This is a genomic window from Halomonas sp. IOP_6, from assembly GCF_021151565.1.
Classification (GTDB): Bacteria; Pseudomonadota; Gammaproteobacteria; order Pseudomonadales; family Halomonadaceae; genus Vreelandella; species Vreelandella alkaliphila.
Genome location: NZ_JAIRBO010000004.1, coordinates 377,716 through 392,367, shown reverse-complemented (window position 1 = coordinate 392,367; position 14,652 = coordinate 377,716). Strand labels below are relative to the sequence as shown.

14 protein-coding genes are annotated in these 14,652 nt (G+C 53.8%); 3 read left to right on the top strand and 11 right to left on the bottom strand.

Features of this window, described 5'->3' with window-relative positions; translation table 11 throughout:
* Positions 1 to 172: 172 nt before the first annotated feature.
* The 4 genes from K7H08_RS10220 to K7H08_RS10205 all read right to left on the bottom strand — a co-directional run bounded on the left by K7H08_RS10220 (position 173) and on the right by K7H08_RS10205 (position 5,365).
* Positions 173 to 1,555, bottom strand: a complete 1,383-nt coding sequence (locus K7H08_RS10220) for a sigma-54-dependent transcriptional regulator (RefSeq protein WP_231657845.1) — start codon at positions 1,553 to 1,555, stop codon at positions 173 to 175.
* Positions 1,552 to 3,318, bottom strand: coding sequence for a sensor histidine kinase (locus K7H08_RS10215; RefSeq protein ID WP_231657844.1), 1,767 nt, complete (start codon positions 3,316 to 3,318; stop codon positions 1,552 to 1,554). The genes K7H08_RS10220 and K7H08_RS10215 overlap by 4 nt, the downstream gene beginning before the upstream one ends.
* A 116-nt stretch (positions 3,319 to 3,434) precedes the next feature.
* Positions 3,435 to 4,463: a cyclase family protein gene (locus K7H08_RS10210; protein ID WP_231657843.1), complete on the bottom strand. Its 1,029-nt coding sequence runs from the start codon at positions 4,461 to 4,463 to the stop codon at positions 3,435 to 3,437.
* Positions 4,460 to 5,365, bottom strand: a complete 906-nt coding sequence (locus tag K7H08_RS10205; RefSeq protein ID WP_231657842.1) for a 3-hydroxyacyl-CoA dehydrogenase NAD-binding domain-containing protein — start codon at positions 5,363 to 5,365, stop codon at positions 4,460 to 4,462. Before K7H08_RS10205 ends, K7H08_RS10210 begins: the two co-directional genes overlap by 4 nt.
* A gap of 136 nt (positions 5,366 to 5,501) precedes the next feature.
* On the opposite strand from K7H08_RS10205, the gene K7H08_RS10200 reads away from it, so the two are divergent.
* Genes K7H08_RS10200 through catC form a run of 3 tightly spaced genes read left to right on the top strand, consistent with a single transcriptional unit; the run spans position 5,502 to position 7,542 of the window.
* On the top strand, positions 5,502 to 6,869 hold the full coding sequence (locus K7H08_RS10200) for a short-chain fatty acid transporter (protein WP_331460285.1): 1,368 nt from the start codon (positions 5,502 to 5,504) through the stop codon (positions 6,867 to 6,869).
* Between the two features lie 46 nt (positions 6,870 to 6,915).
* Positions 6,916 to 7,212 (top strand): YciI family protein, encoded by a 297-nt coding sequence (locus K7H08_RS10195; RefSeq protein WP_198348858.1) that lies wholly within the window; start codon positions 6,916 to 6,918, stop codon positions 7,210 to 7,212.
* A 39-nt stretch (positions 7,213 to 7,251) separates the two neighbouring features.
* Positions 7,252 to 7,542: a muconolactone Delta-isomerase gene (gene catC, locus K7H08_RS10190; RefSeq protein WP_089040420.1), complete on the top strand. Its 291-nt coding sequence runs from the start codon at positions 7,252 to 7,254 to the stop codon at positions 7,540 to 7,542.
* Between the two features lie 215 nt (positions 7,543 to 7,757).
* Here the strand turns inward: catC and K7H08_RS10185 are convergent, their stop codons facing one another.
* From K7H08_RS10185 to K7H08_RS10155, 7 genes are all read right to left on the bottom strand, one after another.
* On the bottom strand, positions 7,758 to 8,591 hold the full coding sequence (locus K7H08_RS10185; protein WP_231657840.1) for an alpha/beta fold hydrolase: 834 nt from the start codon (positions 8,589 to 8,591) through the stop codon (positions 7,758 to 7,760).
* Between the two features lie 10 nt (positions 8,592 to 8,601).
* The gene (gene pcaF / locus K7H08_RS10180) at positions 8,602 to 9,804 is read right to left on the bottom strand and encodes a 3-oxoadipyl-CoA thiolase (protein ID WP_198348856.1); all 1,203 of its coding nucleotides are present in this window, start codon (positions 9,802 to 9,804) and stop codon (positions 8,602 to 8,604) included.
* A 10-nt stretch (positions 9,805 to 9,814) separates the two neighbouring features.
* A complete protein-coding gene (locus K7H08_RS10175; RefSeq protein ID WP_089040417.1) occupies positions 9,815 to 10,588 on the bottom strand; it encodes a CoA-transferase subunit beta in 774 nt (257 codons plus the stop codon).
* On the bottom strand, positions 10,585 to 11,406 hold the full coding sequence (locus tag K7H08_RS10170; protein WP_038479192.1) for a CoA transferase subunit A: 822 nt from the start codon (positions 11,404 to 11,406) through the stop codon (positions 10,585 to 10,587). Before K7H08_RS10170 ends, K7H08_RS10175 begins: the two co-directional genes overlap by 4 nt.
* A 331-nt stretch (positions 11,407 to 11,737) precedes the next feature.
* Positions 11,738 to 12,181 carry a type II 3-dehydroquinate dehydratase gene (aroQ, locus tag K7H08_RS10165; protein ID WP_198348853.1) on the bottom strand — a complete coding sequence of 148 codons (444 nt, stop codon included), beginning with the start codon at positions 12,179 to 12,181 and terminating at the stop codon, positions 11,738 to 11,740.
* 385 nt (positions 12,182 to 12,566) lie between these two features.
* Entirely contained in the window at positions 12,567 to 13,298 is a 732-nt protein-coding gene (gene nfsA / locus K7H08_RS10160) for an oxygen-insensitive NADPH nitroreductase (protein WP_089040414.1), read from the bottom strand.
* Between the two features lie 119 nt (positions 13,299 to 13,417).
* Positions 13,418 to 14,641, bottom strand: coding sequence for a CaiB/BaiF CoA transferase family protein (locus tag K7H08_RS10155; RefSeq protein ID WP_231657839.1), 1,224 nt, complete (start codon positions 14,639 to 14,641; stop codon positions 13,418 to 13,420).
* Positions 14,642 to 14,652: the final 11 nt, after the last annotated feature.

Here is a 14,652-nt window from a genome sequence, read left to right as displayed (position 1 = left end):
TAGCCAACTTTAAACAAAAGCATAAAAATCAATAAATTATAATTTTACTTCTACGACAAAAGGCAAAGACGCCTGAGCGACCATCGGCCATTTTTCGCCGATGGACTTTGCCCTCATCGGCAAAAAATGGCCGATGAATCAGCCCTAGCGCATTAACTCTTGAATCAACCGTTTAGGTCGCGAGAAAGTCTTCTCGGCGCAACTGGTGACGCTGCATTTTCTGATTGAGTGTACGGCGAGGCAGATCGAGTTCGTCGAGTACCGCTTGAATATTGCCATTATGGCGCTGTAGCGCTTCTTTCAAGACGGTAGCCTCAAATGCTTCCATACGCACAGAGAGCGCAGACGCTTGATGTGGCGGCATAGGCGAGCTTTGCCAGGGCAGATCCAGCCCAAGAATAAAGCGCGTGGCAATATTGCGCAGCTCGCGGAGGTTTCCAGGCCACCGATGATTGCCGAGGGCAGTCAGCAGTTCTGTGGTGGGTTCGCGCAGCGGCCTTTCGTGAACATCAGCGGCTTGATGGCAGAAGTGGCGAAACAGTAAGGGAATATCTTCGCGGCGCTCACGCAAGGGAGGAATCGCCAGCTCGGCAATCGCCAAGCGATAATAAAGATCCTCGCGAAAATCTCCTTGCGAGACCATTTCCAGCAAGTTCTCTTTACTGGCCGCCACGACCCGAAGATGGAGGTGGATAACCTGGTTGCTGCCTAGCCGGGTAATTTCACCTTCCTGCAGTGCGCGCAACAGCTTAACCTGGGCAGACAGTGGCAGTGATTCTATTTCATCCAAAAAGAGGGTGCCGTGGCTGGCGGTTTCCAGCAGACCTATACGCCGCTCCCCCGCCCCGGTAAAGGCGCCTTTTTCATGCCCGAATAGCTCTGATTCGATTAATTCACTGTTCATGGCGCCACAGTTCAACGCCACAAAAGCGCCTTGGCTACCGCTGCCAAAGTCGTGCAAGGCGCGAGCCACGACTTCCTTGCCGCTGCCCGTTTCACCATTGATAACCACGTTGGCGCGGCTAGCAGCTAAGTTTTCCACTTGGCGCCGTAGTACTTGCATCAGCGCAGAGTCGCCGAGCAGGCGCGTGCTTAAATAGTTATGCCGTAATGCCTGCTGTAACTGTAGGTTTTCCAGCGCCAGGGCACGATGCTCTAGTGCTCGTCGTACACACTCTTCAAGGCGTTCAGGATCGAAGGGCTTTTGCACAAAGTCCCAGGCCCCCTGCTGAATCGCAGCAACCGCCATGGGGACATCACCGTGGCCCGTGATCAGAATCACCGGGGGCGGCGTATCGAGCACTTGCACGGCGGCAAACAAGGCCAAGCCATCCATCTCGGGCATCTTGATATCACTGACGACGACACCGCACGGCTGGCCGTTTTGAAGTGCATTCAGCGCCATACCGGCGCGTGAAAACGTGCGAACCTCTAACCCCGACACCTCCAACCATTGGCTAAGAGAGTCACGGACATCGGCTTCATCGTCCACCAGCCAGACGGGCAGAGAAGCAGCCGATAGTCGAGCTAAGGTGCTAGAAGATGCTTGCGTCATGAAGGTGTCTCCTCACCATGCAGTAATGACAGACGAAACCAAGCGCCCCCAGCGGGGTGATTGCCAGCGCTGAGCTTACCGCCAAGATCCTGAGCAATGCCGTAACTAATAAACAGCCCCAGCCCCAAGCCTTCCCCAACCGGTTTAGTCGTAAAGAATGGGTCGAACATCTGCTCGATCACTTCTTGGGGCAAGCCAGGTCCATTGTCATGGATCGTCAGCTGCACTTGTTCCGTAGTTACCTCAACATGCAGACGAATGACACCATTGGCTATGTCGTTCAACGCATCCAGCGCATTACGCAGCAGGTTGGTGAGCAACTGCTCCAGGCGAACGTCATCGCCGCGTACCCAGAGTGACTGCGGCCAATCGCCGTCACGCTCCAAACGCACTTTTTGCTGCTGGAAACGCTCCTCCAGTAGTTCTAGTACGAAGTTCAGGCTGGCCGGAAGATCCACACTCTCGCGGCTCTCGCCCTTGCGAGCAAACAGCTTTAGCTGCTCGATTAGCCGGGCGAGGCGTTTGCTTAATACCTGAATACGTTGGAAGTTGTCACCTGCCATTTCCTGACGGCCAAGCGCCAACAACCGCTCACCGTTAGCAGCATAAGTACGGATGCCTGAAAGAGGTTGATTAAGCTCATGGGCAATGCCTGCCGCCATGGTCCCCAAGGCGGCCAATTTACCCGCTTGGACCAGTTCAGCTTGCGCATCCTCTAAGGCCTGGGTGCGTTCCTGGACACGTTCTTCCAAGCGAATATTGGTTTGCTGGATGATTTTCGCCTGAGCATCGCGCATGTGTTGGCGTTTTTGGCGTTCACGTAGCCACAAGCCAAACAACAAAAGAGCGGCAAGCGTGACTAAGCCCGCCAGGAGTATGTTGCGAGCACTGATATAAAGTGGCCGCACCGGGCTGAGATAATGCATCGACCAACCCAGTGTAGAAAGCGGTAGGGAAGCGACCAGAAAACGCTCGCCTCCCCCTTGTGCTTGGTTGCCTATTACCAGCGTATCGTCATGTAGACGCTGGCCGAGCGGGGAAAGCGGTTTATCGAGAAATTGACGTTGGGCACTAATCTGCGCCAAGGCATCATCAGAAAGCCCATCAATGTGCTGAAACCGCCACTGCTCACGGCTAGAAAGTATCACAACGCCATTGGCATCCGACAAAATGACGTTTTCTTGTGCTCGACGCCAATCCTCTTGAAGCGCTTCCAGTGAGACCTTAACCACCAGGACACCCGCAGAGACAGTGTCGTCGCCAAGCGTAACGACATAAGAGGTGAAATAACCCGGCAGTCCGGTTGTGTCACCTATTGCAAAGAATTCACCGCTACCGCTCTGCATGGCATCGTAAAAATAGGGGCGGAAGTGATAATCGTGGCCAATGAAACTTTGCTCGAGCTCATAGTTGCTGCTGGCCAGGGTGACGCCCTGCTTATCCATCAGAAAAATGGCGTCAGCGCCCGAACGCTCAGCGACCTCTGCCAAGTGCTGATTAACAGGAGACAGCAATAGCTCACTAGGTTCGCGCAGGGCAGCCTGGACTAAAGGTTGCTGGGCCAGTAAGTCAGGCAGGTAGTTAAAGCGCTCAAGCGCACCTTGCAGGCTGCTGGTGTAGAGCGCTAGACGCGTATTTGCGTGACGCTGGGCATCTGCTTCGGCGTGGCTGTATTGCCAATGCCATAACCACCATAACCCCAAAAGGCTCAGCACGATTAAAGAGGCCAGAACCAGCGCATACAGCCAAATCTTTCTGCTCACTGTGAGTTTGCCTCAATGGTCGAATTGATCAGACCTAAGAGCTTATCACCCAGGCGTAAGCACTCCCATTGTCGAAGGTATCTCTAACGCTCTCCAGCGCAACAGCAAACTCATCACTATACGGTTGCCACTGGAGTCACCGGCGAGCCAATGGCGCCTGGCAGCCGAAGTGGTGGCGCCGTTAGCAAGAACCGGTTGCGCTGGCGGCTATGCAACCATTCCGCTAAATCTTTCAGATACCATAACTCCGCCAGCGGCAATCCGAGTTTGAACAGGCAATGATGGTGCAATGGAAGTTTAGAGCAGCAGCTCGACGCCAACTCACGGTCTAAGTTTTCTACCGCATAATTATCCGCGCAGATCGCCGCAATGCCGCTTTCAGTGATCCACTCCAGCAAGGCTGAATCACTGCCATCAAGCACTGCCCCGGTGTTTTTCAGCACCTCTGGCTGCGGCGTACCCTGCATATCCAACAACGCCTCGGCGAACCCTGTGCGCAATACCAGCATATCGCCACGCTCCACCACCACGTTCAGTTGTTTCAGCGCTTCCATCAACTCCAGGTGCCCTACCAGCGTTCTTCCCGCACCGAAAACTCTCACCAAATCGACCAATACGGCTCGGCCTTGCATGCCATGTGTTGCCAGTGTCTCGACTCCCAGGCGTCTAGCATAGGAGTCGTGCCACTGGGCCGATTCTCCGCTCAGATCGAGCACATCCTTCTCGGCCAGGTAGCCGTTGTAGTAGCGGCGTTCTGGCGTACCATCACCATCGCCATCGAACAGAGCGCCCACGTGAGCCAGGGAGTCCCACTGCGTGGAGTACTGCAACGATAGCTGAACCTGGTCGTCACTAATAACGTCATGCAACGCAGGGCTATGAGTCGCCAGGGGAAAGTTGATGTACTGGTCATCACCCAAGGCCGTCGGAGTTAGCTTCGGAGGCGAACGACGGGGGTTCAACACCTTTCCGCCGGGGATATCCAGAGGTAGCGACAAGCAGAATGTCACCCCTTCGTGGACTTCCTTCACACCTTTGAGCACCTGCTCGGTGCCGATCAGGTTGACTCGCCCCAGTTGATCGTCAGGACCAAACTCGCCCCAGTTGCTACCTTCAGGACGTTTCTTCCAGCGAGGCTGATTCATAACTTGTCTCCACCGGCATGTTGGGTAGCGATTTCAATGATACGTTGCAGGTTTTCCCGCTCCCGGGCCTGGTGCTGGGTCCGCGTCTCATCACTCCACTGGTAGAAACCTTGCCCAGCCTTGGCACCTAGGCGACCTTGGGCCACGTACTCTTCAAGCAGAGCGGCAGGTTGCTGACGTGCTTCGAGATCCGCATAGAGGTAATGGGCGATATTCAGATGGGTGTCCAACCCGTTAAGGTCGCGCTGACATAAAGGGCCATTCAACGCCATACGCACGCCAATGGAGTACTGCACGATATCATCCAGCGCTTCGGCCTCCACGACCCCTTTTTCCAACAGGGAGAGGCATTCACGCATCACCGCATGCTGGATCCGGTTAGCGACGAAACCAGGTACACAGGTATTCAGTACCGCAGGGCGTTTCCCCCAACGCTTTAGCCAACCGCACACCTTTTCCACTACTGCCGCCTCGGTATGGCTGCCTGGCACCACTTCCACGGCAGGTATGATATCCGCCGGATTAAAGAAGTGCGTCCCCAGGAACCGTTGCGGCACCCGCATGGCACTTCCGATGTCATCAATCGGAATACCCGATGTATTGGTCACGATGATACAAGTATCGGCTACTTCAGACTCGATTTGCGCCACGACCTTTCGCTTAATCGCAACGTCTTCTGTCACGCTCTCGATGACAAAATCGGCACTCTTCGCCACCTCCAAATCTGGGGTAAAGCGAATGATCTCGGCACTCTCCCCCATATTCAAGCGACTGGCTTCCAATACCTTCGGGTTGGTATCAACCACAGTGACCTTGACACCATGCGTCGCCATTAACTTGGCCAGCGTGGTGCCCATGGTTCCCGCACCTACCACAGCAGCTTGCAATGAATCGTCCTGCATCAGTACTTCCTCCTTCGTCTGGCTCGGAGATCATTCAAGTGAACCTAGACAAATGTCGCATTGAATAAAACTAGTCGTGAGTCAAAGATCACTCACGAAAAACGAACTTATGTGCGCTATGCGTACATAGTAGACAATGACAGGCACGCCGACAATAAGAGGGCTTCCTATGAATGCGCTGGCAAATTTCTTCACCCGGCTCGTTAACCGCTACATGCCCGATCCTCTCGTCATCGCGATCCTTCTAACCATGCTCACAATGCTCCTGGCAGTGTTAATGCAGGGCACCAGCCCCTTAAATGCGGTGCGTTATTGGGGCGATGGCTTCTGGGACTTGCTGGCCTTCAGCATGCAAATGACGGTCATCCTCCTAGCGGGCTATATCCTGGCCAAAACGCCCTTGGTTGACGGCATACTCAACCGCGTCGCAGCACGCGTCACAACGCCCTTCGTCGCGATTGTTGTTGCCACTCTGGTGGGAGGTATCGGTAGCTGGCTAAACTGGGGTTTCGGCTTGGTCATCGGCGGTATAGTCGCCCAGAAGTTGGCGCTTAACGTGAAAGGCTTACATTACCCACTAGTGATCGCTGCGGCGTATTCTGGCTTTGCTCTTTATGGTATCGGCCTGTCTGGCAGCGTGCCGCTACTGATCGCCACCGAAGGGCACTTTCTTCAGGATACGATTGGATTAATCCCACTGAGCGAAACAATTTTCTCGCCCATTCTTTTGATCACCAGCGCTCTTATTCTTCTCACTCTTCCTTTCTTCAATGCCTGGCTGCATCCCAAGCACGCCGAAGATATCGTCGAAATCGACCCAACCACGGTAGCCAAGCCCTCCGTAGCTCCGCTTCCCAACGACACAAAAACCACCACCGCCGAACGTTTGAATCGCAGCAAAGTGGTGGGCATTGGCATTGGCGCGCTAGGCATGCTGTATATTGCACTGTATGCATTCGATGGCGGTTCGCTGAACCTTAATACCATCAATTTCGCCTTCCTGTTTTTGGGTATATTGCTATTTGCCTCGCCTGCCAACTACCTAGCCGCTTTGACGGATGGGATTCGTATCGTCTCTGGCATCATCGTGCAGTACCCTTTCTACGCGGGGATCATGGGAATTCTCGTGGGGTCAGGGCTGGTGGTTTCGTTCGCCAATACCTTTGTTGATATCTCCAGTGCGCAAACCTTGCCTATCTGGTCATTTATCAGCGGCGCCATCATCAACCTGCTGGCACCATCCGGTGGCGGCCAATGGGCTGTCCAAGGTCCTGTTATGGTTCAAGCCGCCACAGAACTTGGTGCTTCCCAGGCAGCCACGGCGCTTGCCGTCCAAATTGGTGACCAATGGAGCAACATGGTTCAGCCGTTCTGGATCCTCCCGGTGTTAGCCATCTCCGGCTTGAAGTTACGTGATGTGATGGGCTACATGGTGCTGATCCTAATCTACCTCGGGGTCATCTACGCCAGCGCGATGCTGATCTGGGGCTACCTCGGCGCCTAACCATTCTTATCTACGCTTAACGACTCTTGACTTACGGGACTGCCCCATGCCTTTTTTGATCGAAACTTTCGACAAGCCCGGCCAGCAGGCACTACGCCTGGAGGTACGCCAAGCCCACCTGGAGTATCTGGATGCCAACGTAGTGACCTTATTGGCCTGTGGCGCCAAGCTTTCCGATGATGGCGAAACGGCGTCTGGCGGTATCTACCTAGTCGACTTGGATAGCCGCGAGGAGGCCGAGCACTTCATCGAGTCCGATCCATTCCACCAAGCGGGGCTATTCGCCGAGGTTAAAATCGTGCGCTGGCGACAAGCCTATTTAAATCGAAAAAACACTCTGTAGCGCGAATACCTGTAGCAAAACTACCCATGGAGAAGTGCAATGCTGTTTCATGTAGAAATGGTCGTAAAACTGCCGGCGGATATGCCCGCCGAGCAAGTGGCTGACATCAAAGCAAAGGAGAAAGCCTACTCTCAGGAGCTACAACGGCAAGGCAAATGGCGCCACCTATGGCGGATCGCTGGCAGCTACGCCAACGTCAGCATCTTCGACGTCAGTGACAATGCTGAACTCCACGATCTTATTAGCGGTTTGCCGCTGTTTCCCTATATGGATATCCATGTGAAGCCATTATGCGGTCATCCTTCATCTATACACGAAGGTGACGCATAACAGCTCTGCTCTATCGACTCCGCCGCGTTTTCTTACAGGCTCTTAATAGCTAACGAGCGCGGCATATCGTTGAATCTATAGAAACGCTAACGTCATGCCCACCAAACGCTAGAGTATCGTAGTGTGTCTCTAGCGCTTAGTGGGCATGACGGTTATGCGGTTATAGAAATACTTCTCTCTGCCTATACCTATTTGCGACCCTCCAGTCCGGAGGCTTACGCCACACCGTCACCTAAATCGGCGGAAAGCACAGCAATAAGCTTTTGCGCGAACAGCGCCGGAGCTTCTACCGACGGCACATGACCAACACCGTCAAATATCTCCAACGGTGCGCCGTCGAGTTCCGCAGCCAAGGCTTCCAACGTTGCCGGCGGCGTGGCCAGATCTTCACTGCCGCCAAACAGCTGTACTTTGACCTTATTAGGAACGACCTTATGAGGGGCGTTCTTACCTGAAAGCTTTCCAGTGAACGTATCACGACCAAGCATTTCGCATAGCTGGGCGTAGGACTCATCGTCGCCACGGCCCATTTGTACGCACCATCCTGCTTTCAGCGCTGGACTTTCCTCAAAGGCCTGTGGTGCAAACCAGCGCGGCACGATCTCTTCAGACATCGCTGCCAGACCTTCCTGGCGCACTCGGCCTGCGCGGGTGTTCCAGAGATCAGAATTGCCGATCACTGCGCCAGTATTGGTCAGCGTAGCGGAGAGCAGCCGGTCGCTATGCTCAGCAATCAACTGCTGGCCGACGACACCGCCAATGGACGTACCGGCAAAGTGAAAGCGCTCAGCAGCCGCCAGCTCTGCCAATGCTAGAGCCTCAGCGGCTAAATCAGCGGGAGTGATTTGTGCACCGCTGGCTGCCTGACTAGCACCGTGGCCGGGAAGATCCCAGGTCAGCACCCGGTAGCGGGGTAGCAGCGCGGGAATGATGTCGTCCCACACGGCTTGGCTCATGCCCAGTGGATGCGCTAGCACGATAAGTGGATTCACATCCGAGCCGAGCAATCGGTAAGCGACGCTGCGGCCATTGATAGTATGAAAGGCCATGCTACCTCCGTTAAACGCGTTCAATCAGCGTGGCAATACCCTGACCCACGCCTACACACATGGTGCACAATGCATAGCGCTTGCCGCTGTTTTGCAGCTCATGAGCAGCGGTCATTAACAGGCGCGCACCGGACATACCCAGCGGGTGACCCAGGGCAATCGCGCCGCCGTTAGGGTTGACGCGTGGATCGTCGTCTTTAAGGCCCAAGTCACGCATGCAGGCCAGTGCCTGGGCAGCGAACGCTTCGTTGAACTCAAACACATCGATATCATCCATGGTGATACCAGTGCGTTTAAGCAGTTTTTGCACAGCAGGTACCGGACCATATCCCATGATGCGCGGCTCAACGCCGGCCGTGGCCATGCCAATAATTTTCGCCATCGGTGTCAGACCATGCTGTTTAACCGCCGCGTCACTGGCCACCAGCATCGCCGCCGCGCCATCGTTAACGCCCGACGCATTGCCTGCGGTCACGCTACCGCCTTCACGGAACGGCGTAGGCAACCCTGCCAGTTTTTCCAGGGAGGTTTCCCGCAGGTGCTCATCCTGATCAAAGATTAGCGGCGCCTGCTTGCGGCGGGGAATCTCGATGGCGGTGATCTCTTGGGCAAAGCGCCCCGCTTTTTGGGCGGCAGCGGCTTTCTGCTGAGAGCGCAGGGCAAAGGCATCCTGATCTTCCCGAGAGATAGTGAACTGCTCGGCGACGTTTTCCGCCGTTTCTGGCATCGAATCAACGCCGTAGGCTTTCTTCATCAGCGGGTTGATAAAGCGCCAGCCGATGGTGGTATCTTCGATCTTTTGCCCGCGCGCAAAAGCGCCTTCAGCCTTGCCCATCACGTAGGGCGCTCGCGACATGGACTCCACGCCGCCTGCCAGTGCCAGCTCCATTTCGCCCGCTTTAATCGCGCGAAACGCGGTACCGACCGCGTCCATGCCCGAACCACACAGGCGGTTCATGGTTGTGCCGGGTACCGAGGTCGGGATGCCCGCCAGCAGCGACGACATACGTGCCACGTTGCGGTTGTCTTCACCGGCCTGGTTGGCGCAGCCCATAAACACTTCGTCAATGGCAGCAGGGTCAAGATCCGGCGCTTCCGCCAGTACGGCTTTAAAAATCGTCGCGGCGAAATCATCGGGGCGCACGCTGGCCAAGGTACCAGCGAAGCGGCCAACGGCAGTGCGGCGCGGGTGGCATAAATAGACATCACTCATACAAAGCTCCTTATTCACCCGCGTGGGCACGCTCGGTGCGTGCTTTCAGTTCGCGCAATATTTCAAGCTCGTTGGGGTTCGGTTCCGGCGTGCTCTCCAGCTGTTCGGCAAAGCGAATATCCCAACCGGTTGCGTCAATCACGTCTTCACGGGTGACGCCGGGGTGTAGCGAGACGACGACCAGCTCTTTGGTGTCCGGGTCGGGCTTCATCACGCATAGGTCGGTAATGACCCGCGTGGGACCCTTGCCAATATTGGGAACGTTATCGCGTCCTTTGCCATCACGGCCAAAGCCTAACGTGGTGACGAAGTCGACATCTTTCACAAACGCGCGCTTTGAGTGCTTCAGGGTAATAAACACTTCACCAGCGTTGGTGGCGATTTCCGGCGCACCGCCGCCGCCCGGCAAACGAACCTTGGGCGCTTTGTAATCACCGATCAGGGTGGTATTAAGGTTGGCAAAGCGGTCGATTTGTGCGGTGCCTAAAAAGCCTACGTTCACTTTGCCACCCTGTAACCAGTAACGGAACATCTCTGGCACGGCCACCGTGGTCAACGCTGATTCGCACAGCTCACCGTCACCAATAGAGAGCGGCAGAATCTCAGGCTTGGTTTGCAGGGTGCCGGACTCATAAATCAGCACTACCTCAGGCGCGTGGGTTAGGCGTGCCAGGTTGGCGGCTTCAGAAGGTAGACCAATACCCACAAAGCAGGTCATGCCATTTTCTAACGCACGGGCAGCGGTCACAGTCATCATTTCAGAAGAGGTGTATTCCTGACTCATTTGGCTTGCTCCTCTGCACCGTAGATATTCTTGTCGATCCATTGAGTAAAGGTATCGCGGTCACGAGCAATGGCATCCCACTCTTTATAGAAGCGGTTGCTGCGACCGTAGTAGCCATGGGTATACGAAGGCAGCGCGCCCTTTTCTGCCACGGCAACGGCACTAATCGCCCAGCCTGGGATCACGCAAGCATTGGGATGAGCGTTCAGGTCATCGACAATCTCTTCCACGGTGACAATGCTGTGCTTAGCAGCCAACACCGCCTCTTTCTGTACGCCAACAATACCTTCCACCAGCACATTACCCTGTCGATCCGCCCGTTGAGCGTGAATGATCGACACATCCGGTCGCACAGAAGGAACCGCTGCTAGGCGTTCACCGGTAAACGGGCACTCAATAAATTTGATTTGATCATTCACGCTCGGCAGCTCGCTACCGACATAGCCACGCAGCACAGCCATTGGCAGGCCAGCAGCCCCAGCCTCAAAGGCGCAGGCCATCGCGGCATGACTGTGCTCAAGAATCTCAATTTTGCGCGGCCAGCCTTTCTCAACCGCGTCGCGCAGTCGATGCAGCGAGCCCACGCCGGGATTACCGCCCCAGGAGAAGATCACCTTTTTAGCACAGCCCGCGCCAATCAACTGGTCGTAGATGATATCGGGGGTCATGCGGATCAGCGTCAGGTCGCGCTTTTTCTGACGGATCACTTCGTGGCCCGCGGCAAACGGAATCAGGTGGGTAAAGCCCTCCATGGCAACGGTGGCGCCATCTTCGACGTAGCGCGCTACCGCGTCATGCAAGCTCAAGAACTCAGCCATAGGTCTCCTCCTGGCAGTGACTCTCGACAAGTTCGAATAACGAACTTTGATTTGTAGTGCGAACAATTTACTCCCGTCATATTCACTCGTCAAACCCCACCAAGCACGCATACAAAAGGGGAGGCTAAGCCTCCCCTCTCGTTAACATCGGTAAAAACCTTATCATTTCAAATAATTATTCATTCTTAAGCCAGGCAGATGTACGCGCTACTTGGCGTAAGCTACTACCAAGGTATAGCGTCGGGTCACAAGCGTTACGCAGCTTTTCATGAAGGAGATATCTTTATGGTCTTTGCACTGCTTTTTGCCCTCGTACGGCTTCGCGTACCGTTTAAACGCAAGATTTTATAATGGCGTTTAAAGCGGCCTGGTAACCCTCCGTCCCAAGCCCCGCAATGACCCCATCTGCCCGCTGCGAGACATAGGAGTGATGACGGAAGCTTTCGCGTTTATGGACATTTGAGATATGCACCTCAATGACCCTACCTTCAAAGGCATTGAGCGCATCGAGGATAGCGACAGACGTATGGGTATAGGCGGCCGGGTTGATGATGATAGCCAGCGTGCCATCGAGACGCGCCGCATGAATGGCGTCAATCAATTCGCCCTCGTGATTGCTTTGAAAACAGCTTATATCCCAGCCCTGCTTCTCAGCTGTTTCAGCCAAAGCGTTATTAACATCATCCAGCGTCTCATAGCCGTAAACGTCTGGTTGACGAACGCCTAAAAGATTTAAATTAGGTCCGTGAAGGACCGTTACTTTTGGTTGTCCCACTGCTCATCTCCTTTCGTGGCATTACGTCATCGTCGGAAGTCGTTATGCCTATAATAACGTGTCGTTTAGTGCTTAATCTGTCTTCATAATGTCTGAAAATCGCTCAATTGGGCGCTATTCGAACAACATACTATATTGGCTATGTGCTAGTAAGGTTATTTCAATGAGGGGGCACTGATGGAAGGAAAAGGCTAAAATGAAAGGTTAAAACCTGATGACCGTGGCTTCGTAACGGCGATCATCCGTTAAACCAGCCAAGCAAGCCGCCTGTATCAAACACTCAACTAGACGGCTCGCCATAAACAGCTGGATATAAGCTTGTATCAAACAGCCAGCCACACAAAAGAGTGGCGATAGACTGTCTATTAGATCTGAAAACTATTCCTCACTTCATTTCAAAGCCTTTATCAATAAGAAATTCTTGCATATGCGAACGCAGCTTTTGATTAAAAAGTGGGGCTAAACTCTGAGACCAGTCTGAAACTTTATTTCCCCCTTTGCGGGTCTGGTAATAGTGATGCATGGTGAGATTAAAAGCATTCACATGTTCTGAATCATCGCTGTACCTGTTCTTTTTGACGATAGCTTCAACGGGTAACCGCGGCTTAATATCTGGATCTTGTGCAGGATAACCAATACACATACCAAATACAGGATATACATGGTGTGGCAAACTTAGCAGTTCGCTCACGGCTTGTGGATTATTGCGTATACCTCCTATGTAGCAAATTCCTAGCCCTTCTGACTCCGCCGCAATCGCAATGTTTTGTGCTACCAGTGAAACGTCTACCGTAGCAACCAAAAGCTGCTCGGTCATACCACTCACGACGTTTTCTCCTGTGCTTCTCGCCGCTTCAAGTGGACGCTTCATATCGGCACAAAAGACTAGGAAATCACTGCTGCTCGCTACGTATTTTTGCCCACCTGTCAGTTCGACTAGCTGATCGCGTAAATGCTTATCGGTGACATGTATTATGCTATATGCCTGTATATGGCTGGAGGTTGCTGCTGCTTGCCCTGTACGAATCAGTTCTATCAATAACTCCGGCGAAATTTCCCGCTCTTCAAACTTTCTAATTGAGCGATGAGATTTCAATAACTTAATCGTATCGTTCATTATGCACTTCCATCTAATAATATTTAATTGGTGTTTAACATTACAGCTTACCCTTGAGCCCTGGCAGAACCTCGCAAAGATCACCCACCAAGCCGTCGTCGGCGACTTGGAGGCATGGGTTATCCCAGTACGCCGTCATTTTTCAACTGCGATAACTGCTCTGGCGAAAGACCAAGATACTCGGTGAGTACATCGTTAGTATCTTGTCCCAGCAGTGGTGCTGGTCTTCTGTACTCTACGGGCGTGTCGGAAAGATGGATTGGGCTACCCACCATCTTAAAGTCAGGATTCAGAGAATGGGGGATATTAACCAGCATGCCACGGGCATCCACCTGGGGCTCTGCTAGTGCGTCGGCAATATCGTTAATTAGCCCTACAGGTACCCTAACGTTGCTGATTTTTTTTACCCACGCTTCAGCTGTATCGCGTTTAAAATGCTCTGAGAGAATCTGGGTGATCGCATCTCTGTTTCTGACCCGACTTTGATTCTTTGAAAACCGAGGATCAGCAGAAAGCTCTGGCAACCCAATAGCGCTGGACAGCGCGGCAAACTGAGAATCGTTGCCACAAGCAATAATGAAGTCCTTATCACTGGCACGAAAGGAGTTGTAAGGCACAATGTTGGCATGCGCATTACCATAGCGCCCAGGTGAAACGCCTGTACTTAGATAGTTCTGGCTCTGGTTGCCTAATGCCGCCACCTGCACATCCAGCAGCGCCATGTCGCAATGCTGGCCGCGACCAGATTTTTCACGTGCCAGTAGCGCAGCCTGAATGGCAATAACCGAGTAAAGCCCTGTCATCACATCGGTGACAGCCACCCCTACTTTCTGCGCGCCGCCACCCTGAACGCCATCACGCTCCCCGGTGATGCTCATGAGCCCCCCCATTCCCTGGATAATGAAATCATAGCCAGGTTCCTGCGCACGAGGCCCTGTCTGGCCAAACCCCGTAATGGAGCAGTAGATTAACCTCGGATTGAGATTGGAGAGTGATTCATAATCCAACCCATACTTCTTTAGGGAGCCCGCTTTGAAGTTCTCGACCAGCACGTCGCTCTCAGCCGCCAGTGCACGAACAACTTCCTGCCCTTTTGCGGTGGTAATATCGACAGCCACCGAGCGCTTATTGCGATTGGAGGATTGGTAATACGAGGTTTCCGGAGTCTCGTTACCCTGAGTATCTTTCATGTATGGCGGGCCCCAAGCACGCGTGTCATCGCCTCGCCCTACGCGCTCTACCTTGACGACATCCGCGCCAAGATCGGCCAATACTTGGCTGCACCAGGGGCCAGCCAGTACTCGGCTTAGGTCAAGCACACGAATTCCCGTCAGTGCTCCCATGACACCCACCT

What these genes read in the sequence shown, in the direction of transcription:
- pcaF (WP_198348856.1), bottom strand. Translation starts at nt 9,804, where the DNA reads ATGAGTGATGTCTATTTATGCCACCCGCGCCGCACTGCCGTTGGCCGC.
- K7H08_RS10205 (WP_231657842.1), bottom strand. Translation starts at nt 5,365, where the DNA reads ATGCAGGACGATTCATTGCAAGCTGCTGTGGTAGGTGCGGGAACCATG.
- K7H08_RS10155 (WP_231657839.1), bottom strand. Translation starts at nt 14,641, where the DNA reads ATGGGAGCACTGACGGGAATTCGTGTGCTTGACCTAAGCCGAGTACTG.
- K7H08_RS10220 (WP_231657845.1), bottom strand. Translation starts at nt 1,555, where the DNA reads ATGACGCAAGCATCTTCTAGCACCTTAGCTCGACTATCGGCTGCTTCT.
- K7H08_RS10175 (WP_089040417.1), bottom strand. Translation starts at nt 10,588, where the DNA reads ATGAGTCAGGAATACACCTCTTCTGAAATGATGACTGTGACCGCTGCC.
- catC (WP_089040420.1), top strand. Translation starts at nt 7,252, where the DNA reads ATGCTGTTTCATGTAGAAATGGTCGTAAAACTGCCGGCGGATATGCCC.
- K7H08_RS10185 (WP_231657840.1), bottom strand. Translation starts at nt 8,591, where the DNA reads ATGGCCTTTCATACTATCAATGGCCGCAGCGTCGCTTACCGATTGCTC.
- K7H08_RS10200 (WP_331460285.1), top strand. Translation starts at nt 5,502, where the DNA reads ATGACAGGCACGCCGACAATAAGAGGGCTTCCTATGAATGCGCTGGCA.
- K7H08_RS10170 (WP_038479192.1), bottom strand. Translation starts at nt 11,406, where the DNA reads ATGGCTGAGTTCTTGAGCTTGCATGACGCGGTAGCGCGCTACGTCGAA.
- K7H08_RS10210 (WP_231657843.1), bottom strand. Translation starts at nt 4,463, where the DNA reads ATGAATCAGCCTCGCTGGAAGAAACGTCCTGAAGGTAGCAACTGGGGC.
- nfsA (WP_089040414.1), bottom strand. Translation starts at nt 13,298, where the DNA reads ATGAACGATACGATTAAGTTATTGAAATCTCATCGCTCAATTAGAAAG.
- K7H08_RS10195 (WP_198348858.1), top strand. Translation starts at nt 6,916, where the DNA reads ATGCCTTTTTTGATCGAAACTTTCGACAAGCCCGGCCAGCAGGCACTA.